This is a genomic window from Streptomyces sp. NPDC098781, assembly GCF_044759995.1.
Lineage (GTDB): Bacteria > Actinomycetota > Actinomycetes > Streptomycetales > Streptomycetaceae > Streptomyces.
Genome location: NZ_JBIWAK010000003.1, coordinates 797,124 through 816,895, shown reverse-complemented (window position 1 = coordinate 816,895; position 19,772 = coordinate 797,124). Strand labels below are relative to the sequence as shown.

Annotated in this window: 20 protein-coding genes; 10 read left to right on the top strand and 10 right to left on the bottom strand. The window is 72.2% G+C overall.

The window, feature by feature from the left end:
* Positions 1–64 precede the first annotated feature (64 nt).
* The 4 genes from egtD to egtA are packed head-to-tail and all read right to left on the bottom strand — an operon-like array spanning position 65 to position 4,444.
* On the bottom strand, positions 65–1,027 hold the full coding sequence (gene egtD, locus ACIQWG_RS15480) for an L-histidine N(alpha)-methyltransferase (protein WP_404095211.1): 963 nt from the start codon (positions 1,025–1,027) through the stop codon (positions 65–67).
* Positions 1,024–1,821: an ergothioneine biosynthesis protein EgtC gene (egtC, locus tag ACIQWG_RS15475; protein WP_404095209.1), complete on the bottom strand. Its 798-nt coding sequence runs from the start codon at positions 1,819–1,821 to the stop codon at positions 1,024–1,026. Before egtC ends, egtD begins: the two co-directional genes overlap by 4 nt.
* Positions 1,821–3,140 carry an ergothioneine biosynthesis protein EgtB gene (gene egtB, locus ACIQWG_RS15470; RefSeq protein ID WP_404095207.1) on the bottom strand — a complete coding sequence of 440 codons (1,320 nt, stop codon included), beginning with the start codon at positions 3,138–3,140 and terminating at the stop codon, positions 1,821–1,823. Before egtB ends, egtC begins: the two co-directional genes overlap by 1 nt.
* Positions 3,137–4,444 (bottom strand): ergothioneine biosynthesis glutamate--cysteine ligase EgtA, encoded by a 1,308-nt coding sequence (gene egtA, locus ACIQWG_RS15465; RefSeq protein ID WP_404095204.1) that lies wholly within the window; start codon positions 4,442–4,444, stop codon positions 3,137–3,139. The genes egtB and egtA overlap by 4 nt, the downstream gene beginning before the upstream one ends.
* A 313-nt stretch (positions 4,445–4,757) precedes the next feature.
* On the opposite strand from egtA, the gene ACIQWG_RS15460 reads away from it, so the two are divergent.
* Positions 4,758–5,585, top strand: a complete 828-nt coding sequence (locus ACIQWG_RS15460) for a TIGR02452 family protein (protein ID WP_404095201.1) — start codon at positions 4,758–4,760, stop codon at positions 5,583–5,585.
* Here ACIQWG_RS15460 and ACIQWG_RS15455 read toward each other — a convergent pair.
* Both ACIQWG_RS15455 and ACIQWG_RS15450 read right to left on the bottom strand, forming a co-directional pair.
* Positions 5,570–6,016 (bottom strand): type II toxin-antitoxin system PemK/MazF family toxin, encoded by a 447-nt coding sequence (locus ACIQWG_RS15455; protein ID WP_404095198.1) that lies wholly within the window; start codon positions 6,014–6,016, stop codon positions 5,570–5,572. The genes ACIQWG_RS15460 and ACIQWG_RS15455 overlap by 16 nt on opposite strands.
* A gap of 216 nt (positions 6,017–6,232) precedes the next feature.
* Entirely contained in the window at positions 6,233–7,657 is a 1,425-nt protein-coding gene (locus ACIQWG_RS15450; RefSeq protein ID WP_404095195.1) for an amidase, read from the bottom strand.
* A 256-nt stretch (positions 7,658–7,913) separates the two neighbouring features.
* On the opposite strand from ACIQWG_RS15450, the gene ACIQWG_RS15445 reads away from it, so the two are divergent.
* Complete coding sequence (locus ACIQWG_RS15445) at positions 7,914–9,302, top strand: glycoside hydrolase family 43 protein (RefSeq protein WP_404095193.1); 1,389 nt, start codon at positions 7,914–7,916, stop codon at positions 9,300–9,302.
* Here the strand turns inward: ACIQWG_RS15445 and ACIQWG_RS15440 are convergent.
* Positions 9,218–9,568 carry a hypothetical protein gene (locus ACIQWG_RS15440; RefSeq protein WP_404095192.1) on the bottom strand — a complete coding sequence of 117 codons (351 nt, stop codon included), beginning with the start codon at positions 9,566–9,568 and terminating at the stop codon, positions 9,218–9,220. The genes ACIQWG_RS15445 and ACIQWG_RS15440 overlap by 85 nt on opposite strands.
* Before the next feature lie 209 nt (positions 9,569–9,777).
* Here ACIQWG_RS15440 and ACIQWG_RS15435 point away from each other — a divergent pair, with 209 nt between their 5' ends.
* Positions 9,778–10,734, top strand: a complete 957-nt coding sequence (locus ACIQWG_RS15435) for a GlxA family transcriptional regulator (RefSeq protein WP_404095189.1) — start codon at positions 9,778–9,780, stop codon at positions 10,732–10,734.
* A 39-nt stretch (positions 10,735–10,773) separates the two neighbouring features.
* Here ACIQWG_RS15435 and ACIQWG_RS15430 read toward each other — a convergent pair whose 3' ends face one another.
* On the bottom strand, positions 10,774–11,577 hold the full coding sequence (locus ACIQWG_RS15430; protein WP_404095187.1) for an SDR family NAD(P)-dependent oxidoreductase: 804 nt from the start codon (positions 11,575–11,577) through the stop codon (positions 10,774–10,776).
* 83 nt (positions 11,578–11,660) lie between these two features.
* On the opposite strand from ACIQWG_RS15430, the gene ACIQWG_RS15425 reads away from it, so the two are divergent.
* Positions 11,661–12,245: a TetR/AcrR family transcriptional regulator gene (locus ACIQWG_RS15425; RefSeq protein WP_404095184.1), complete on the top strand. Its 585-nt coding sequence runs from the start codon at positions 11,661–11,663 to the stop codon at positions 12,243–12,245.
* A 55-nt stretch (positions 12,246–12,300) separates the two neighbouring features.
* Here the strand turns inward: ACIQWG_RS15425 and ACIQWG_RS15420 are convergent, their stop codons facing one another.
* Entirely contained in the window at positions 12,301–12,762 is a 462-nt protein-coding gene (locus ACIQWG_RS15420; RefSeq protein WP_404095181.1) for an RrF2 family transcriptional regulator, read from the bottom strand.
* A gap of 248 nt (positions 12,763–13,010) precedes the next feature.
* Between ACIQWG_RS15420 and ACIQWG_RS15415 the strand changes: the two genes are divergently transcribed.
* From ACIQWG_RS15415 to ACIQWG_RS15390, 6 genes are all read left to right on the top strand, one after another.
* On the top strand, positions 13,011–14,213 hold the full coding sequence (locus tag ACIQWG_RS15415; protein WP_404095178.1) for an NAD(P)/FAD-dependent oxidoreductase: 1,203 nt from the start codon (positions 13,011–13,013) through the stop codon (positions 14,211–14,213).
* A gap of 180 nt (positions 14,214–14,393) precedes the next feature.
* Complete coding sequence (locus ACIQWG_RS15410; RefSeq protein ID WP_404095175.1) at positions 14,394–14,579, top strand: hypothetical protein; 186 nt, start codon at positions 14,394–14,396, stop codon at positions 14,577–14,579.
* A 23-nt stretch (positions 14,580–14,602) separates the two neighbouring features.
* Entirely contained in the window at positions 14,603–15,325 is a 723-nt protein-coding gene (locus ACIQWG_RS15405; protein ID WP_404095172.1) for a hypothetical protein, read from the top strand.
* Complete coding sequence (locus ACIQWG_RS15400) at positions 15,322–16,314, top strand: DUF6895 family protein (RefSeq protein WP_404095169.1); 993 nt, start codon at positions 15,322–15,324, stop codon at positions 16,312–16,314. Before ACIQWG_RS15405 ends, ACIQWG_RS15400 begins: the two co-directional genes overlap by 4 nt.
* Positions 16,311–17,231 carry a DUF6895 family protein gene (locus tag ACIQWG_RS15395; protein WP_404095166.1) on the top strand — a complete coding sequence of 307 codons (921 nt, stop codon included), beginning with the start codon at positions 16,311–16,313 and terminating at the stop codon, positions 17,229–17,231. Before ACIQWG_RS15400 ends, ACIQWG_RS15395 begins: the two co-directional genes overlap by 4 nt.
* Complete coding sequence (locus ACIQWG_RS15390) at positions 17,228–18,316, top strand: serine hydrolase domain-containing protein (RefSeq protein ID WP_404095164.1); 1,089 nt, start codon at positions 17,228–17,230, stop codon at positions 18,314–18,316. The genes ACIQWG_RS15395 and ACIQWG_RS15390 overlap by 4 nt, the downstream gene beginning before the upstream one ends.
* A gap of 61 nt (positions 18,317–18,377) precedes the next feature.
* On the opposite strand, the gene ACIQWG_RS15385 is transcribed toward ACIQWG_RS15390, so the two are convergent.
* Entirely contained in the window at positions 18,378–19,754 is a 1,377-nt protein-coding gene (locus ACIQWG_RS15385) for an alpha-lytic protease prodomain-containing protein (RefSeq protein WP_404095161.1), read from the bottom strand.
* Positions 19,755–19,772 lie beyond the last annotated feature (18 nt).

Genomic DNA, 19,772 nt, shown 5'->3' with positions numbered 1-19,772 from the left:
GGGTGCTCCTCTCACACGCGTCACTCCACCGTGCCCCACCGCGGGGCATCGCGCGAGCCGTCCGTCAGCGCGCCACGCTCAGTGACAGCGCGAAGCGGCCCTCCGCGTCCGTCCACCAGTGCGCCAGCTCCAGCCCGGCCGCGGACAGTTCCGTGCCGACCCGCTCCTTGCGGAACTTCGCCGACACCTCGGTGCGCATCTCCTCGCCCGCCGCGAACTCGACGGCCAGGTCCAGCGCGGGCACCTTCACCGTCTGCGCGGTACGGGCGCGCAGCCGCATCTCGATCCACTCCTGGTCCGCGTTCCACATCGCCACGTGCTCGAAGGCACCGGGATCGAAGTCGGCGCCCAGCTCCCGGTCGATCACGGTCAGCACGTTCTTGTTGAACGCGGCCGTCACCCCGGCCGCGTCGTCGTAGGCGGCGACCAGGACCCGCTCGTCCTTGACCAGGTCCGTGCCGAGCAGCAGCGCGTCACCGGGGGAGAGCAGGGCCCGCACCGAGGCGAGGAACGCGGCGCGCTCGGCCGGCAGCAGATTGCCGATCGTGCCGCCGAGGAACGCCACCAGCCGGGGACCGGGCGTGTCCGGCAGGTCCATCCCGATGGTGAAGTCGGCGATGAGGGCATGCACGTTCAGGTCGGGCCGCTCCTCGACCAGCGCCTGCCCGGCCTGGGTGAGGGCGCTCTCGCTGACGTCCACGGGAACGTAGGTGTGCAGCCCGGTCAGCGCGTCGATCAGATGCCGCGTCTTCTCCGAGGAGCCCGAGCCCAGTTCGACCAGGGTGCGCGCGCCGGTGGCGGCGGCGATCTCGCCGGCCCGGTCGATCAGGATCTCGCGCTCGGCGCGCGTCGGGTAGTACTCGGGCAGTTCGGTGATCTTCTCGAAGAGCTCGCTGCCCTGCGCGTCGTAGAACCACTTCGGGGGCAGCGTCTTCGGTGTGCCGGTCAGGCCCTTGAGGACGTCGGCGCGCAGCGCGGCGTCGGTGGCGTCCTCGGGCAGGGTGCGGGTGAGAAGGAACGGACTCACGTGCGGGGCTCCTTCGGTGGTGCGGAGGGTGGTTCCGGGGTGTCGCCGGGGTCTTTGAGCGGGGTGAGCAGCACATCGGTGCCGCTCGCCGCGAGCAGGGTCCGGTCGGGGACCTCCTGCCAGTGCGGATCGTCGTCGTAGGGCTCGGAGGCCACGACGGTGCCGCCGCCGGGCCGGGTCAGATACCAGAGCGTGTCGCCCCAGGCCGTCGCGGCGATGGTCTCGCCGTTGGTGAGCAGCAGGTTGAGCCGGGAGCCGGGGGCCGCCTCCGCGACCTCCACGACCGTGTCGGCCAGCGCCTGCCCCTCCTCGTCGCCCGCGCGCAGCCGTGCGAGCACCAGCGCCCACACGAACGCCGAGTCGTTACGGGCCTCCAGCGACAGCAGGTCCACCGCGGGCAGGCCGGTCACGAGCGGCGTCAGCGAACCGGGCCAGCCCTTCACCGCGCCGTTGTGGCTGAACAGCCAGGCTCCCGCGGCGAACGGCGCCGCCGCGGCCTCCTGGTCCGCGCCCGGCACCGTGGCGTCCCGTACGGCGGCCAGCAGCGCGGTGCTGCGCACCACCCGCGCCAGATCGGCGAACGACGGATCCGCCCAGATCGGCCCGGCCCGGCGGTACCGCGCCGGAACCGGGTCCCCCTCGGCATACCAACCGACCCCGAACCCATCGGCGTTGACGGTCCCGTAGCGCTGCCGCCGAGGCGCCCACGACTGCTGGAACAGGCCGTGCGGGGGCGCCACGAGGAGCCGGCCGAGCGGCTCCCCCGGGCCCAGATACGCCAGGTGACGGCACATCAGATGTCCCCCGCCGAGCGGGCCGTGCGGAAGCCGGAGAAGATCTGCCGCCGGATCGGATAGTCCCAGTTGCGGAAGGTGCCCCGGCAGGCCACCGCGTCCACGGCGAACGAACCGCCGCGCAGCACCTTGTGCTCGGGCCCGAAGAACACCTCCGAGTACTCCTTGTACGGAAACGCCTGGAACCCCGGGTACGGCTCCAGATCGCTCGCCGTCCACTCCCACACGTCACCGATCAACTGCCGTACCCCGAGCGGTGATTCGCCCTTCGGATAACTTCCGGCGGGCGCCGGGCGCAGATGCCGCTGACCGAGGTTGGCGTGCTCCGGCGTCGGGTCGGCGTCGCCCCACGGGTAGCGCGTCGAGCGGTCACCGGCCGGGTCGTGCCGGGCCGCCTTCTCCCACTCCGCCTCGGTGGGCAGCCGTCGCCCGGCCCAGCGGGCGTAGGCGTCCGCCTCGTACCAGCACACGTGCAGCACCGGCTCGTCCGGCGGCACGACCTCGGTGACGCCGAAACGCCGCCTGAGCCACTGCTTGCCGTCCCGGCGCCAGAACAGCGGCGCCTGGATGGAGTGCTGCCGGATGTGCGCCCAGCCATCCGGCGTCCACCAGCGGTCGTCGTCGTAGCCGCCGTCCGCGATGAACGCCTGGTAGGCGGCGTTGGTCACCGGTGTGGTGTCGATGTAGTACGCCGGCACCTCGCGCCGGTGCGCCGGGCGCTCGTTGTCCAGCGCCCACGGCTCGGTCGAGGTGCCCATGGTGAACGGGCCGCCGGGGACCAGGACTTCGGACGGCCCCGTGAACAGGGGGGCCGGGTCCGGGTCGGGGGCGGTGAGGGCCTGCGGGCCCTTGCGGAGCTGATGGGTGATCAGCATGGTCTCGTCGTGCTGCTGCTCGTGCTGCGCGATCATCCCGAAGGCGAAGCCCGCCTCGGTGAGCCGCGTCCCGTGGAACGCGGTGCTCTCCAGGATGTCCAGGACCCGGCCGCGCACCTCGGAGGCGTAGTTCCGGGCCTCGGCCGGCGGCAGCAGCGGCAGCGAGGGGCGTGCGGCGCGCGGGTGCTCGAAGGCGTCGTACAGGCCGTCGATCTCGGGCCGTATCGCCTCCCGCCCGGCGACCGCCCGCAGCAGCCACTGCTCCTCCTGGTTGCCTATGTGCGCCAGGTCCCACACCAGCGGCGACATCAACGGCGAGTGCTGGGCGGTCAGGTCGGGGTCCTCGACACAGCTGGTCAGAAGAGTCGTCCGGGCACGGGCGGTGGTCAGGGTGGTCAGCGCCCGCTCGCGGAGAGTGTCGGCGTCGAAAGCGGGGTCGGTCATGTGCGGAAGTCCTTCCCGTGCAGGGTGCGGTCCGTGCCGTAGAGCTCGTCCAGCAGATCGTCGGCGGGGCAGCGGCCCCGTGCGACATAGCGGTCCCGGAACGCCGCCACCGCGTCCGTGACCTCCTTGGTGGCGCCCAGCCGGGGCAGGGCCTCCAGCGCCGCCGTGAAGCAGGTGTCCGCCACCTCCCGCAGTTCGGCGTCGGCGAGGCCCGAGCGGGCCGCGTCGATCCACAGCGGATTGAGCGGGGCGGGCAGCGGCAGCGCGCGCTCGGCCAGCGGCTTCACCGCCCGGTAGGCGGTCTCGGCCGCCTCCGGGTCGTCGAAGAGCGCGCTCGCCACGGCGAGCGGCACGATCCAGCCGTCTTCGCCGGGCTGGGCGTCGATCATGCGCAGTTCCAGATGGCCACGCGGTCTGACCGGCGGGAACAGGGTGGTGAGGTGGTAGTCCAGGTCCTCCTGGGTCGGCGGCCTGGGCGCTCCCGTTCTGGTCCACTCCCGGAACGACAGCCCGTCCGGGACGTCCCACGGGCCCTCGTCCTCCCGTCGTACGCACATCACCGGCGAGTCCACCACATGCCGCGCCCAGGCGGCCCGGGGGTCGCCGTCGAGCGCGGGAGCGCCGGCGCGGCCCGAGCCGATCTCCATCCACAGCAACTGCCGGGTGGAGAGCCAGCCGGTGGGCTCGCACCCGGCGAGCGGGGAGTTGGCGAAGGCGGCGACGAGAACGGCACCCAGATGGTGCGCCAGCCACCAGCGCCGCCCGTGCCCGAGCGGGCCGGGCTCCTCGTAGCCGGCGTCCAGGCACACCTGTACGGATGCCGAGGTGCACATCATGGCGCGGCCGGCCGGGCCGACCCGGTCCAGACAGGCCTCCATCGCGTCATAGCGTGGCTGACGCAGGAACCGGCGCGGCGTGTGCCAGGGGTCGTTGCCGATGCCGACCAGACCGAGACCGTGGTCGCGCAGTACCGCGCGCGCGGTGTCGAGGTCGGCGGAGACGGTACCGATGCACTCCATCAGTGAGGCGGCGGGCGGCGAGCTCAGTTCCAGCTGGCCGCCGGGTTCGACGGTGAGCGCCGACCTCAGAGGCACGGTCCGCAGTGCGGCGTAGGCCGCTTCGAGTCGTTCGGATGTGACGGGGAGCCGCGGGTCGCGCAGCTCATGGACGAGCCATTCCACTTCCACCCCGAGGGTGCGGGGCGGGCCGGTCTTGAAGCAGATGCCCCTGACGAGGGCCTCCACCTCGGCTTCGGCGACTGCGGTGCGGGGTCGCTCCGTACAGTCGCTCGGCGAATCGGACATGTCTGGATCCTCCTGAGAGTCCACGATGCCACCGACCGCGGGATCTTGCGGGTCGGGACGGCACACTCGTCCCACCCAAGACGTTCTCGTCGCATCGCACAAGAGTGCGTACTGGCCCGTTCCGGGTCGGTAATATCCGCTCTCCGAAGCGTTGGCAGGGGCTTTCCCGGTCGTTCTCGAACGGCGGCGCGGTCACGGAAACTCTGTTGCACCGCTGGACCAGGATCGCTCAGGATTCCGCTGTGAGCACGACGGGGGAGATCGCACCGCAGCGAGGCGGTCGTACGGTCATGGCGCGCACGGGGGTGGCGCCATGAGCGCACGTCTGCGCGGTATCGCGCAGCAGACGGAACAGATCGTGGCGGCGGGCACGTACCGCGCGCCGGACGGCCGTGAGGTCTCCGTCGCCGAGGCGATCGGGTCGGCGCGGGACGGCACGCGGATGTACGGGCCGGACCCGCTGCCGGCGCCCCCGCTCCCGGCGGTGGCCGAGACGTTCTTCGAGGTCACGGAGGAGAGCAGCCTGGAGGCGGCGCACCGCCTCGGCGGCCGGACCGCGGTCCTGAACTTCGCTTCGGCCCGCAACCCCGGCGGCGGCTTTCTCAACGGCGCCCAGGCCCAGGAGGAGGCCCTGTGCCGCGCCTCGGCGCTGTACACCTGCCTGCTCGGCGCCCGCGAGTTCTACGACCACCACCGCGCCCACCGCGACCCGTTCTACACGGACCGCGTCATCCACTCGCCCGGCGTACCCGTCTTCCGCGACGACCGTGGCCGCCTGCTGGACGAGCCGTACACCGTGGGCTTCCTGACCGCCGCGGCCCCGAACGCGGGCGTCGTCCGGCGTACGGCACCGAACCGTGCCGCCGAGCTGCCCCGCGCCCTGGCCACCCGCGCCGAGCGGGTGCTGGAGACGGCCGCCGCGCACGGGTACCGGCAGCTGGTGCTGGGCGCCTGGGGCTGCGGGGTGTTCCAGAACGACCCCGCGCAGGTGGCGGAGGCGTTCCGGGCGCTGCTCGGGCCCGGCGGACGGTTCGCCGGGGCCTTCGAGCACGTCGCGTTCGGCATCCTGGACCGCACGCCGGACAGCCCGGTGCGGGCGGCCTTCGTGCGGGCGTTCGTGGAGCGTCAGGTCCAGCCGTAGCGCTGGTGCAGCCGCTGCCTGACCAGATTGAACCGGCCGCGGTCCAGGGCGCACGCCTCCCGGCGCATGCCCTGCTCGTGCAGCCGCAGGATGCGGTCCACGTCCACCCAGGAGTCACGGCCGGACCGGTCCCACGGCCCGCTGCCGATCGCCACCCACTCACGGTCCCCGTCGTGCCGTTTGCTGGAGAGCTGCACGGCCAGGAAGGTGCCGCCGGCCTCGCGGGCGACGACCAGCACCGGGCGGTCCTTGCCCCGTCCGTCGTTCTCCTCGAAGGGGACCCAGGTCCAGACGATCTCCCCGGGGTCGGGGTCGCCGTCGTGCGCGGGGGAGTACTCGGTGCGCACCCTGCCGACCGCGCGCGGGTCGGCCTCGGTCGTGGCGGTGGGGCCGAAGCGGCCCGGGACGTTCTCGTCGGTAAACGTGCTCACGGGGGCACACCCTAGGGGCTGCCCCCGTGAGCGCCGCGCGAAGGGTCACTTCTGCTCTGTCGGCGCCTTCCGCGTCAGCTCGCCCAGCGGCGAATCGGCGTCCGGCGCCTCGCCGTTGTGGTTCGGTGAAGCGAGCAGCCGGCGGGCCTGGCCCCGTGCCGCGCCCGATCCGGTCCGTGCCGGTCACCGGACGGGCGAGCGAGCGCTGACTGGGTCTCAGGCGACGGGCGCCGGCACCGATTCGCCCTGCTGCGGCGGCCACAGCTCGTGCCAGCGCAGTTCGGTCTCCAACTGTGCGGCCAGGGAGATCAGCAGGGGTTCGCTGTTCGCGGGCCCGAGCAACTGGCCGCCGACCGGCAGTCCGTCGACGAAGCCGGCGGGGACGTTGACGCCGGGCCAGCCCAGCACGTTCCAGGGCCAGGCGTAGGGGCAGGCGGCGATCATCGCGCGGTCGGTGGCGAAGCCGCCGAGGCTGAGCATGGCGCCGATGCGGGGCGGGGGAGCGGCCGTCGTGGGGGCGAGGACGACGTCGTAGGACTCGTAGAACCTGCCGATACGGCGGTGCAGGACCGCTTCCGCGCGCCGGGCCGCCCGCAGCGGAGCCCCGCCGAGGAGCCGGCCCAGGCGGGCGGCGCTGCGGGTGCGCGGGTCGAGCAGCGCGGGGTAGGGCACCTCGTCGGCCCACTCGGCGATCCCGGCGGTGGCGCGCGGGACGAAGGTCAGCCCGATCTGACCGTACGGCGGATCGGCCTCCTCCACGTGGTGCCCCAACGCGCTGAGTTTCTCGGCGAGTTCGACGATCCTGGCCCGTACCTCCGGCCGCAGTCGGGCGGGCAGGGCGGTGAACGGCGGCTTGAGGGAGAGCGCGATGCGCAGCCGTCCCGGCTCGCGGCCGACGGCGCCGGAGGCGTCGATCGCGGGCGGCCGGTGGGGATCGAGTTCGTGGTTGCCGGTGGCGGCGTCCAGCAGGAGCGCGGCGTCGGCGACCGTACGGGCGAGGGTGCCGTTGACGGTGATGCCCTTGAAGGACTCGCCGCGTGGCCAGGTCGAGACACGGCCGCGCTGCGGCTTGATGCCGATGAGATGCGTCCAGGACGCGGGGATCCGTACCGAGCCGGCGCCGTCGGAGCCGAGCGCGGCGGGCACCAGACCGGCGGCCACGGCCGCCGCCGAACCGCCGGACGAGCCGCCGGGCGTGTGGTCCCGGTGCCACGGATTGCGGGTCGCGCCGAACGCGGGCCCCTCGGTGAACGGCCACTGCCCCAGCTCACAGGTGTTGGTCTTGCCGACGATCACGGCACCGGCCGCCCGCAGCCGCCGTACCGCCTCGCCGTCCTCGGCGACGGGCGGGAACTCCCCGCCGCAGCCGAACGCGGTCGGCTCTCCCGCCACGTTCATGTCGTCCTTCACCGCGACCGGAACCCCCAGCAGCGGCCGCCGCCCTCCGGCGGCGAGTTCCTCGTCGGCGGCCTTCGCCTCGGCGAGCGCCGCCTCGGTCCGCACCACGCGGAAGGCGTTGAGGGAATCCTGTGTCGCCTCGATCCGTGCGAGCGCCGCGGCAACGAGGGCCCGCGACGTCACCTCCCCGTCGGCCAGCGCACGGGCGGACTCGGCGAGGCCTACGGCACGGTCGGGTGTCATACGGGGCACCTCCGGGACGACGTTGTCTACCGAACGGTAACGTCAGTTGGGCCGGCCGCGGAACGTTTTCGCCGGTGCGGCTCCGAGGTTCACCACAGGTTTCTCCCAGGTCCCTCCTCCTCGTGCGCGAACCATTGACGCGTCCCGACCCCACCCCTACCTTCTGATCGAATTTCCGAACCATGTTCGATATCACGAACGCGATGCATGCCCCTGTGTTCGGAACTGTTCCCTTGAGCCGTAGGGAGAGCCGCCCATGACCAGACGCCCCCCGACCCCGTCCCGCCGCACGCTGCTCCGCGCCATGGCCGTACTGCCCGCCTCCGCGCTGGTCCTGGGCGAGACTCCCGGGCTGCTCGGCACGGCCCTCGCCGCCGCACCGCCGAGCGGCTCGGCCACCCGGTACACCATCGTGCCGTTCCTGAACAGCGACGACGGGACCGTGAACGTCTACCAGTCGGACGACGCCACCGACTTCCGCCTGGTCCGGGCCTCCGCGTACACGCCGCCCGCCAACCGCATCCGCGACGCGAGCATCCTCAAGCACACCGACGGCTCCTACTACGTCACCTACACGACCCACACCTGGCAGGACACCAGCACCACCATCGGCTTCGCGCGCAGCGCCGACCGGGTCAACTGGACGTTCCTGTACGACCACACGGTCCCGATCGCCGGTCTGTCCCGCGCCTGGGCGCCGGAGTGGTTCGTCGACGGCGACGGCAGCGTGAACGTCATCGTGTCCTGCTCGACCACCGACGACGAGTGGATCTTCACCCCGTATCTGCTGAAGGCCACGAATTCCGCGCTGACGGCCTGGAGTTCACCGGTGGCGCTGTCCGGCATCGGTGCGAACCACATCGACACGTTCGTGGTGCGGACCGGCTCCACGTACCACGCCTTCACCAAGAACGAGACGACGAAGTACATCGAGTACGCCACGGCCTCCGCGCTGACGGGCCCCTACACGATCTCCCGCACCGGCGACTGGGCCGGCTGGGGCAGCTACCGCGAGGGTCCCGCGCTGGTGCAACTCGACAACGGCGCCTGGCGTCTGTTCTTCGACGGCTACGGCGACGGGACCTACTACTACAGCGACAGCCACGACACCTTCGCCACCTGGACCGCGCCGGCCGCCCTGCCGGCCGTCTCGGGAACCGCCCGCCATTTCACGGTCGTCAAGGAGACCGTATCGGGCGGTCCGGCCCTGACGAGGAACGTCACCCGCTCCTTCCGGTCCGTCAACTACACCAGCCGGTACTGGCAGTCGCAGTCCTTGCTGCTGAACCTCCCCGTGGTCAGCGGCTCCAGCACCACCGCCGAGAAGCAGGCGTCGACCTTCACGGTCGTGGCCGGCCTCGCCGACGCGAACGGCTGCTCGTTGCGCGACTCGTCCGGGCGCTACCTCCGCCACTGGGACTTCCGCGCCCGCTTCGACGCCGACGACGGCACGTCGACCTTCGCCAAGGACGCCACGTTCGTCGCCCGTACCGGCACGGCGAGCGGTTCGATCCGCTTCGAGTCCTTCAACTACCCGGGGTACTACCTGCGGCACTACAACTACCAGCTGCGGGTGGAGCGGACGGACGGGACGGAACTGTTCCGGCAGGACAGCTCGTTCCTGCCGGTCACCGCCTGGGCCTGAGCGGAGGCGGCGACGGCGGCCGTTCGGCTGCGTGGCCGCCAGTTGCCCAGGTCGTCCCGGCGCAGCAGCAGGACCTCCGCCCATGTCTCGTCGAGGGGCGTGTAGGAGCGGGCCCGTCGTTCCACGGGGGTGTCGGCCAGCCGGGCCGCGAGCTGTCTGGCGTGATGCTCGTCCCGGGCGTCGCGCACGACGTAGAAGTGTTTGACGAGCCGATCCGTACCGGTGCAGAGGCGGAAGCCCACCATCCACAGATGATCGATGAACAAGAGACCGCTCCCTTCCTTCGGCGGTCGATGTGCGTCCTTCGTTCCCAGGTCCGAGCCCTCACGCTAATGACTGGCCGAAATCCGGCACCAGGGGCTGGATCGACAAAGACCAACGGATTCTCGCCACGGCTCTGACGTGGGAAGTTGTTGTCCTCGCGGCTTTTGGCGAGGGTGTTGGCATTGGCTGGATCGCGTCTATGGTGGATGCCATGCACACCGTTGCGGTTCTCGCGTTGGACCGGGTGCTGGCCTTCGATCTGGCGGTCCCGGTCGAGGTGTTCGGATGCGTACGGCTGCCGGACGGCCGGCAGCCGTACCAGGTGCGGGTCTGCGGGGTGGCGCCCGAGGTGGACAGCGGCACGTACCTGGTGCGGGCGCCCTGGGGACTGGAGGCGCTGGCCGACGCGGACACGGTCATCGTGCCCGGACGGTTCGACTACGGCAGCCCGCCGCCCGAGAAGGCCCTGGAGGCGCTGCGGGCGGCGGCGGCACGGGGCAGCCGGATCGCCTCGATCTGCTCGGGGGCGTTCACCCTCGCCCAGGCGGGCCTCCTCGACGGTCATGCCGCGACCACGCACTGGATGGCGACCGGTCTGCTGGCCGAACGCCACCCGAAGGTGGAGGTCCGCCCTGACGTGCTGTACGTCGACAACGGGCGGCTGCTGACATCGGCCGGGGCGTCCGCGGGACTTGACCTGTGCCTGCACATGATCCGGCAGGACCTGGGCTCCGCGGTGGCGGCCGACGCCGCCCGTCTGATGGTGATGCCGTTGGAACGCGAGGGCGGGCAGGCGCAGTTCATCGTGCACGAGCAGCCCCCGGTGCCCCAGGGCTCGGTGATCGAACCCGTGCTCACCTGGATCGAGGAACATCTGGGTCAGGAACTGTCCTTGGAGAGCATGGCGGCCCGATCCGGGCTGAGCGAGCGGACGTTCAGCAGGCGGTTCCACGAACAGACCGGCACCACGCCTCTCCAATGGCTGTTGCGCGCCCGCGTCCGCCGGGCCCAGTACCTGCTGGAGACCACCGATGACCCGGTCGAACGAGTGGCGCACCAGGCCGGGTTCGGCTCGCCCACCGCTTTCCGTGAGCGCTTCAAGCGGGTGACCGGGACCACGCCGCACGGCTATCGCGCCGCCTTCCGCGGACGCGGCGCGGCGGCCTAGCCCCGGTCGGCTTCGCGCGTGCCGGACCCGCGTCTTCCCTCACGCCCCCTCGGCAGTGAGCCGGCCGATTGCCCGGATGACCTGCCGTCGGGTGGCCAGGCGCCGGGCGAGGAATGCCATCACCCGGTTCATCCGCCCCGCGATGACGCTGGGTGGCGGGTTTCTGCGGTCCAGGGTGGCCAGCGCGGTGCGGACGACGTCGGCGGGCGAGGCGAGCTTCGTCCCGCCGGCGGCCTGCGTCGTGCCCACGACATCGAAGAACTCCGTCCGGGTGGCGCCGGGGGAGAGGGCCAGCACCCGCAGACCGGTGCCGCGCGACTCCTCCCACAGCGCCTCGGTGAGGCTCAGCACGAACGCCTTGGTCGCCCCGTAGAGCGCCATGCGCGGGTTGGGCTGGTAGGCCGCCATGCTCGCCACATTGACCAGCACCCCGCGTCCCGCCGTGCGCAGTTGCTCGATGAAGGCGCGGCTGATGTCGGCGACCGCGGTCACATCGACGGCGATCTCCTGCCGCAGCCGTACCGGATCGGCCCGATGGAAGGGGCCGAAGCTCCCGAACCCGGCGTTGTTGATCACGCTGGTGACCCGCAGACCCAGGCGGTCCATCCGTGCGGCCAGCTCCTGCCCCGGGTTGTCCGTGGCCAGGTCCATCCCCACCACATGGACCTCCACCCGGTGGTCCGCGCGTAGTTCGGCGGCCAGTTCCTCCAGGCGGTCCTTGCGGCGGGCGACCAGCACCAGGTCGGAGCCGCGGGCGGCGAGCCGGCGGGCGAACTCGGCGCCCAGGCCGGCGCTGGCGCCGGTGATCAGTGTGGTCTGACCGTGGTAGTCGACGGGTGGCATGGGGTGTCCTCTTTTCAGCCGCTGCTTTCCTGGCAGTTAATGCCAAGTAGGCGGTCGCTGTCCAGAGGGGTAGCCTGAAGTCCATGACGACTTTGTGGGACCGTTCACGGCAGGTCGCCGTCGAGGCGATCCTGGACACGGCGGTTCGCCTGTTCACCGAGCAGGGGTACGAGCGGACGACGATCGCGCAGATCGCGCGGGAGGCGGGGATCTCGCAGCGTTCGCTGTTCCGCTACTTCGGCACCAAGGAGGACCTGGTCTGCGGGGACCAGGAGGCGCTGGGCGAACTGCTGCGGCGGACCGTCGAGCAGCAGCCCGCCGAGGTCTCCCCGTGGGACGCCCTGCGCGCCGGATTCGAGGCCGCCCTGACGGCCGACCATAGCCCGGAGCGGGTGCTGGAGCTGTCCCGCCTGATCTTCGACACGCCTTCGCTGCGTGCCCGCTATGTCGAGAAGCGTCTGCGCTGGCAGGCCGAGCTCGTCCCGGTCGTCCAGGCACGGTTGGGTCCCGGGCCGGGCGCCGCCCCTGATCCGCGGGCCCAGGCGATCGTCGCGACGGTCTTCGCCTGCGTGGACACGGCGACCGAGCTATGGGCCCGGCATGACGGCCGCCTCGACCTGGCCGACCTGTACGACCAGTGCCTGGCGGCGGTGCGGGGTCGCGACTGAGGCGCGCGCCTCCCGCGGACGTTCAAAAGCGTTCGTGTGAACCGTGTACGCGTGCTCACTCAAGGGCGGAGCGCACGATCCGCCGCACGTCCGGGGTACTGTCCAGCTCCGCCCTGATCTCGGCCAGGCTCTGGGCGGCCAGCGCCTGATGCCATGACTCCTCCGCCCTGCGCATCGCCGCGTTGACGGCGCACATGCCCGTCGGGGCGGGCGACAGCTCCCCGATCCGGCCGCAGCAGCGGATCTCCGTGCAGTGGAAGAGGTGTGCGTCCCCCTCGATGGCCTCCACGACGTCGAGCAGGGTGATGTCCTCCAGCGGCCTGGCCAGGTGGAAGCCTCCGCGCGGTCCGGGTACGGAGACCACGAGCCCGGCGCGGGCGAGCTGCTGCAACTGCTTGTTCAGGTAGGACGCGGAGAGCCCGTGGGCCTCGGCGAGCCGGCCGCTGCCCACCGGGGCGCCGCCGATCATGTCCAGGTTGAGCAGTGTGTGCAGCGCCCACTCGACACCCTTAGCCATTCGCATATTACGGACATTACCTGTCCAGGTTGTCCGGGATCGAGCCCGGGTAAATCTTGACACTCAATATCCAGGATATGTAGTGTCCAGAATTAGCGAGGCGGGCTCTCGGGGACGCACCCACCAGCACGACCCCGGTGAACACGGCACGCGCACATCACGGCCCTCGCACCTCACAGCCCTTGCCCGCGCGGCCCCGGACCGCCGGGCGCCGGCTGGTCATCTCGGCTTCCAGAACGGAGAAGGTCATGAAGGACGTCCTGATCATCGGCGGCGGATTCGCCGGAGTGTGGACCGCGGCCGGAGCCGTCCGCGCCGCCCGCGAGGCAGGCGCAGGCGACGACGTACGGGTCACGCTCGTCAGCGCGGGCGACGACCTGGTCATCCGTCCGCGGCTCTACGAGGACGCCCCGGACGGCATGCGGGTCCCGCTCGACCGGGTCCTCGGCCCGATCGGCGTACGCCGTGTGACGGCCACCGTCACGGGCATCGACACCGGGGCGCACACCGTGCGGGCCCTGCGGCCCACCGGTGAGGAACTGGCCCTGTCCTACGACAAGTTGGTGCTGGCCACGGGCAGCCAGCTGGTGCGGCCCGGCTTCCCCGGCGCCCAGGACGTCTTCGACGTCGACACCCTGCCCGCGGCCGCCGCACTCGACAGCCATCTGCGCCGGCTGCCCGAGCGGAAGCCGTCCCCGGGCCGCTACACCGCCGTCGTGGTCGGGGCCGGCTTCACCGGACTGGAGCTCGCCACCGCCCTGGGCGAGCGGCTCCGAGGCATCGCGGACCGCGAGGGCGCGGCCGAGGACGTCCGGGTCGTGCTGGTCGACCTCGCCGAGGTCGTCGGCCCGGAACTCGGCGCGGTGCCGCGCCCAGCCATCCTCGACGCGATCGGCGAACTGAAGATCGAGCAACGACTGGGGCGCACCGTGACCTCCGCGACCTCCGCGGACGTCACCCTCTCGGACGGCGAGGTGATCCCCGCGGCGACCGTCGTATGGACGGCGGGCATGGCGGCGAGCCCGCTCACGGCCCAGATCCCGGCCGAACGCGACCGCCTCGGCCGGCTGGCCGTGGACGAGTACCTCCAGGTCGTCGGAGTGCCCGACGTCTACGCCGCCGGCGACACCGCGCTCGCCACCGCCGAGGCGGGCCACGCCACGACGCAGTCCTGCCAGCACGCCCTGCCGATGGGCAAGTTCGCCGGTCACAACGTCGCCGCCGAACTGTTCGGCCGGGCCCTGCTGCCCTTCACCCCTGACCCGTACGTCACCTGCCTCGACCTCGGCCCCGCCGGCGCCCTCTACACCGAGGGCTGGGACCGCCGGATCGCGCTCACCGGCCAGGAGGCCAAGTCGCTCAAGCAGCAGATCAACGCGGTCTGGATCTACCCGCCGGTCGACGACGCCGAGCAACTCCTCGACCAGGCGGGCCGCTTCTCCAACGGCTGAGGGCGGCCGTAGCCCACAGGCACCGCCTTTCTGCCGCACGCAGGTCAGTTGACGCGGATTCGGCCGCCCTGAATGTTGAACATGTGACGTATGTGGTCCAGTGGGAAAAGATGCGCGCTTTGTGGCTGTGTGGTGCTCTTGGTTGTGGAGGCTATGGCTGACCCCAGAGGAGATGGTGATATGCCTTCCATTGACAAGGCGATCCAGGACACGACCCGTGTGCGGACCGACCTCGAAGCGGCACTCGACCCCGCAGAGCCCGACGGCGTCTTCCGTGACAGCCGCGAGTGCGCCGCCCTAGCGCTGCTCTCCGCAGACACCAAGCTGCTGCTCTCGCCGCCGACCCCTCGCCCGAAGAAGGGCTGAGCGGACGGAACGGGAGCGACTGAATGGAGCAGTCAGGCACTTCGGCCCTCTTGCAGGGCGCGGTGCGGGACCTTGCGTCCGACGTGGTCTCCGCCCTTCGGGGCGGGGACCACGTGCGCATGTCCGGCACGGAGACCATGAACGACGTAGAAGCGGGCCTCGCCCTCGCGGCGGTCAGGGTGCTGGGAGCGGATCTGCTGCTGCCGCACGTGCTTTTCCCGACTCCGCCCGCCCCGGAGGCAGTTGCCGTCTTCCGCAGGACGGTGGAGGCCTTCCCCCCGCGCCCGGACGCGGCACCCACCGTCCGGTGGAGCCACTGGGCCATGCGCCGCACCCTGCTGCGGTTCGACACACCTCACGACACACCTCTCGGCGGACCGCCCGCCGGAACCGACGACACCGAACCGGACGCGGGCTGGCTCGCCGAGGCACCCTGGCAGATGCTGACGCACCAACTCGCCGTCCTGGCCCCCCTCGCCGTCCGCGGCGAGGACAGCGGCGTGGTCCGAGCGGCCCGGCAGCGACCGGTCGACGTGGCCCGCGGCTTCGTACGGGCCGTACGGCGCAGGGACTGGCAGCAGGCGGCCGGAGCCGGGCGCTGGCTGACCCTGCTCGACGGGGTGCCCGACACCCTCGGCCTCGAAACCGGCCTCGACTTCGTGGAGTTGATGGGCGGGACCGATCCGCGGGTGGCCCTCCAGGTACAGGCGGCGCGGGTCATGCGGGCGGCCGGAGCCCTCGTATGACCGCCCTGGGCGCGGACGAGATCCGGGAGGTGGGAACGGCCGCGTTCGCCTGGCTGGCCGCGCACCGCGGCGACTTCGCGCTCGGCGAGGACGCGCTCACCGCCGAGGGGCAGGTGGACGCCACCTGGAAACCGCTCGGGGAACTCGCCCAGACCTGCCACAGCGTCCGCACCCACCTCCCGCCCTCGGACCCGCTGCATGTGTGCGCCTCGGACCTGCTGCGGTTCGCCTGGCAGCAGACCGGCCGGGGCGAACTCTTCGTGAGACTCCAGCGGTTGGAACCTTTCGCGACCTACCCCCTGGAGGTCTATTCCGTCTTCGCCGCGGCCGGGCTGCGGCACTCCGGGTACGAGGCCGCCGCCGCCACGACGGCCCGTACCCGGGGCTGGCGGTTCACCGAACAGGAACCCACGCGCCAGCTCGGCGTCCTCAAGGCCGAGCGGCGCAGCGGCATCGACCGCACGGACGAGTCCGAACCGGTGCTGCGGCGCACCTGGCTGGGCGGACTGCCCGAACCATGGACGTTCGAGCGCTCCTCGGGATACGCGCTCACCCACGTCGTCTTCCACCTCACCGACTGGGGCCGGGAACCCGCGGGCGTACCCGCGGACCTGGCCGCCTATCTGAACCACTGGCTGCCGTCCTGGCTCGACTCCTGTCTGGACGCCGGGATGTGGGACCTGAGCTGCGAGTTGCTCGTGGTGGCCGCGAGCCTGCCGGACCCGCCGGCCCTCGCGGCCTTCCAGGACGCCTGGCGCCGGATTGCGCGGGCCCAGCACGAATCGGGCGCGCTCCCGCAGGATTCCCGCGAGATCGCCGGAGCCGAGGCGGACTTCCTGCACTGCTACCACTCCACCCTGATGGCCGCCTTCGCGGCGGCACAGACCGTCAAGCGCCTCACCGGCGACGCCGACGAACCCACCGACGGCCACGGATCGCGCGTGGGCGGCACGCGAACCAGCCGCAGCGGACAAGGAGTGCCCGGATGACCGACACCCGTCTGATGCACACCGTCGGCGTCCGCGCCCTGGAGTGGCTGTGGGCCCACCGCGACGGATTCCGGCTGGAGCCCGACGTCGACCCCGAGATCGGCTTCCTGGAGCGCTTCAAGCCCGTCGGTGAACTCGCCCTGATCTGCCGTGTGCTGTTCCGCGAGGGCGTCGCCGGCTCCCGGCAGGCCGACCTCGCGCGCCGGCTCCTCGACCACACCTGGCGGCACACCCTGGACGGCGGCCGCATGCTGGTGCGGGGCCAGCGCGTCGAACCGATGTCGCCGATCCCGTTCGAGGTGTACCTGCCCTACAAGGAACTCGGCTACAGCGAGCCCGAGGTGGAGCGGGCCACCGTCCTCTACCACCGGCTCGAAAGCTGGTCCGCCCTCGAACTGGACCCGACCCGACGCCTGGGACTCGCCGCGTTCCAGCGCCGCTTCGGGCTCACACCCCGCCCGCCCGAGTCGGACCTCGTCGCCCCCACCTGGCTGGCCCGGACCCCCGAACCCTGGACGGTCGGCGGCCACATCGCCTACGACGTCACCCACACGGTGTTCCACCTCACCGACTGGGGCGAGCACCCCGAGAACCTGCCGCCGGACATCGCCGACTACCTCGCCACCTGGCTGCCGGTGTGGATCGACGACTGGCTGGACCTGAAGCGCTGGGACCTGCTCGGCGAGCTCCTCGTCGTCGACGCCTGTCTGCCGCGCCCCACCCTCGACGAACGGGCCTGGGAAGGCTTCGCCGCCGCGCAGCAGCCCAACGGGGCCATGCCGGCCGTACGGACGATGCCGGAGGGCGAGCCCGACGAGGTGTTCGACATCGTCTACCACCCGACGCTGGTCGCGGCGTTCGCGTCGGTGCTGGCCACCTCGCGTGCCCTCGCCGAGCTGACGCACGCGACCACATGAGCGCCGGCCTCCTGCCCTGGCCGGGCACCGACGACGACAGTGATCACAGCCGTGCCCGCGGCCCCGTCGAGGACGAGGACGCGCTGCGGGACCGGCTGGCGGCCGCCGTGGACGCGGTCGACGCACCCGACGTGGTCTTCGCCGTCTCGCGGTCCGGCCGCCGCTTCCTGCGCTGCGGCGGCACCGCCCCGCACCGGCCGGTCCCCCGGCAGGACCTGCGCTACGAGATCGGCTCGGCGTCGAAGACGTTCACCGGACTGCTGCTGGCCCAGCTCATCCAGCGCGGCCTGCTGACCGGCGGTGAGCGGGCCGTCGCCTGTCTCGCGCCGGGCCTGCGGACCGACGCCGATCCGGTGACGCTGGCCCACCTGGTCACCCACACGGCCGGGCTCCCCACCCTGCCCGGTGACTTCTATCTGCGGGCACTGCCCGTCTGGCGCACCAACCCGTACGGCAGCTATCCGGCCGAGCGGGTCACCGGCGCGTTCCTGCGGCACCGCCCCCGGCACCGGCCCGGCACCCGCTGGCAGTACTCCAACTTCGGTGTCGCCGTGCTCGGTCACGCCGTCGCCGCGGCGGCCCGCACCCCGTGGGCGGCACTGCTCGGCGCCCATGTGCTGCGTCCGCTCGGCCTGACCGGCGTCGCCCTGCGAGCGGCGGACCCGAAGGCAGACGCCGTCGGCCACGGCAAGGACGGGCACAGCGCCACGCTCGCCTTCGACGCCGGGGGATTCGAGGCGGCCGGCGCCGTCCGCGCCACACCGCACGACCTGCTCACGTTCCTGGAGGCCCACCTCGACCCGGCGGGCTCCCCGCTGGCCGGGGCGCTGCGGGCGGTTCGGACGCCCGTGCTGCGCCGCGGGCTCGGGCACCGGCATGTGCACACGGTGGCCTGGTTCCGGCACCCCACGAACGGCGGGCCGATGTACTTCCACAGCGGGGCGACCCTCGGCCAGCAGGCCTTCCTGGGTTTCCGGCCCGACACGGGCACGGCCCTGGTCGCGCTGTGCACCCGCCGCTTCCGGGCCCGCGACTCCTTCGTCGCCACCGCGTACGGCTTTCTCGCGGACGACCGGCAGCCGTGATCACGGCGGACGGTGCGGGGCCGGGCCCCGCACCGGATAGCCGTACGACTGCTCCCCGCGCCTAGAGCTTCTGCCACAGGGCCGGGGTGGCGCTCGGCGACCACCTGCCCTGCGCCTGGTGGGTCTGAATGCACTGGTAGCGCGCGCCCGCGTGGGTCACCGTGGCGCCCGCCTCGAAGACGCGGCCCGCGGCCCAGCTGACCGCTGTGCCGTTGTCCTGCGGGGCGGGAGCTCCGGACTGTGCGGCCGCGGTCTTCAGGACCAGCCCGAAGTCGCTGAGGATCGGGTTGATCGGCTGGTAGAAGGTTCTGCCGCCGTTCGTGCAGTCACCCGAGCCGCCGGAGGTCACGCCCTGGGCCTGGGAGCCGGAGACGTACGGGCCGCCGGAGTCGCCGGGCTCGGCGCACACGGTGGTCTCGGTGACCCCGTCGACGGTGCCCTGGGAGTAGCTGACACTGGTGTCGTGCTGCTGGATGGTGCCGCAGTGCCAGCCGGTGGTGGAGCCAGAGCGGCAGATCGAGGCGCCGACGAGCGCCTGGACCGAGCCGGTGACCTGCGTGCGCTGGCCGCCCTCGCCCTTGACGTCGGCCGTGGCGGTCCAGTCGCTGTTGACGCTCACCCAGGACATGTCCTTGCCGGGGAACGTGGAGGCCTCGAACGTGCCCTGCTGGGCCATGTTGTAGCCGCTGGTCGAGTCGTCGGGGTCGCCGCAGTGGCCCGCCGAGGCGAAGCCCTGCTGGGTGTCCTTGGTGACGGAGAACCCGATGGAGCAGCGGGCGGAGTTCTCGATGTAGTACGCCTCGCCGCCGACCAGGTCCGCGAGCGGCCGCGGCCGCTGGGCCGACACCCGCACGCCCACGCCCTTGTTCCGGACGCCGGCGGCCTTGATGAAGGCGTTGGCGGCCGACCGCTTGGTCGCCTGGACGACGACGCGGTTCGTCGGTACGTCGACGAACCAGACCGGCGTGTCACGGGTGTCGACGCGGGTCGCGGCCTTGTCCAGCTTCTCCTTGACGGCTCGGAGGTCGCTCAGGGGCCGCTTGACCACGACGGCCTTGGCGCCCTGGGCCTCGATGGCGGACACGTCGTCGGAGTGGGTGGTCGCGACGGCGAGTTCGGCGGAGGTCGCTCCCCGCAGCCACGCGCCCGCGAAGCGCTGGCCCAGGGCGTTGCGCAGGCGACCCGCTCGGACGCCCGCCTCCGCCTCGTTGACCAGCCGCTCGCGCGCCTGCCCCGGCTTCAGCTTCAGGTCGCGCTCCATCGCGCGCACCACCGCGGCCGCCGGCCGGTCGGCGCCGAGCGTCTGCGCGGCCACGGACGCGGGTACCGGTGCGGGCGGCGGCGCGGCCGTGGCGGCCGTGGTGACGCCGGTGAGGACGAGGGTGCCAGCAGCGGTCAGGGCGGCGCGGCGGCCGAGCGCGGTATGTCTGCCGAGCATGCGATGTACCTCCAACGA

Coding starts and splice junctions, on each gene's coding strand:
- ACIQWG_RS15460 (WP_404095201.1), top strand. CDS start 4,758: ATGAGCGCACGTCTGCGCGGTATCGCGCAGCAGACGGAACAGATCGTG.
- ACIQWG_RS15425 (WP_404095184.1), top strand. CDS start 11,661: ATGACGACTTTGTGGGACCGTTCACGGCAGGTCGCCGTCGAGGCGATC.
- ACIQWG_RS15400 (WP_404095169.1), top strand. CDS start 15,322: ATGACCGCCCTGGGCGCGGACGAGATCCGGGAGGTGGGAACGGCCGCG.
- ACIQWG_RS15395 (WP_404095166.1), top strand. CDS start 16,311: ATGACCGACACCCGTCTGATGCACACCGTCGGCGTCCGCGCCCTGGAG.
- ACIQWG_RS15405 (WP_404095172.1), top strand. CDS start 14,603: ATGGAGCAGTCAGGCACTTCGGCCCTCTTGCAGGGCGCGGTGCGGGAC.
- ACIQWG_RS15430 (WP_404095187.1), bottom strand. CDS start 11,577: ATGCCACCCGTCGACTACCACGGTCAGACCACACTGATCACCGGCGCC.
- egtB (WP_404095207.1), bottom strand. CDS start 3,140: ATGACCGACCCCGCTTTCGACGCCGACACTCTCCGCGAGCGGGCGCTG.
- ACIQWG_RS15390 (WP_404095164.1), top strand. CDS start 17,228: ATGAGCGCCGGCCTCCTGCCCTGGCCGGGCACCGACGACGACAGTGAT.
- ACIQWG_RS15450 (WP_404095195.1), bottom strand. CDS start 7,657: ATGACACCCGACCGTGCCGTAGGCCTCGCCGAGTCCGCCCGTGCGCTG.
- ACIQWG_RS15410 (WP_404095175.1), top strand. CDS start 14,394: ATGCCTTCCATTGACAAGGCGATCCAGGACACGACCCGTGTGCGGACC.
- ACIQWG_RS15385 (WP_404095161.1), bottom strand. CDS start 19,754: ATGCTCGGCAGACATACCGCGCTCGGCCGCCGCGCCGCCCTGACCGCT.
- egtC (WP_404095209.1), bottom strand. CDS start 1,821: ATGTGCCGTCACCTGGCGTATCTGGGCCCGGGGGAGCCGCTCGGCCGG.
- egtA (WP_404095204.1), bottom strand. CDS start 4,444: ATGTCCGATTCGCCGAGCGACTGTACGGAGCGACCCCGCACCGCAGTC.
- ACIQWG_RS15420 (WP_404095181.1), bottom strand. CDS start 12,762: ATGGCTAAGGGTGTCGAGTGGGCGCTGCACACACTGCTCAACCTGGAC.
- ACIQWG_RS15445 (WP_404095193.1), top strand. CDS start 7,914: ATGACCAGACGCCCCCCGACCCCGTCCCGCCGCACGCTGCTCCGCGCC.
- ACIQWG_RS15435 (WP_404095189.1), top strand. CDS start 9,778: ATGCACACCGTTGCGGTTCTCGCGTTGGACCGGGTGCTGGCCTTCGAT.
- ACIQWG_RS15415 (WP_404095178.1), top strand. CDS start 13,011: ATGAAGGACGTCCTGATCATCGGCGGCGGATTCGCCGGAGTGTGGACC.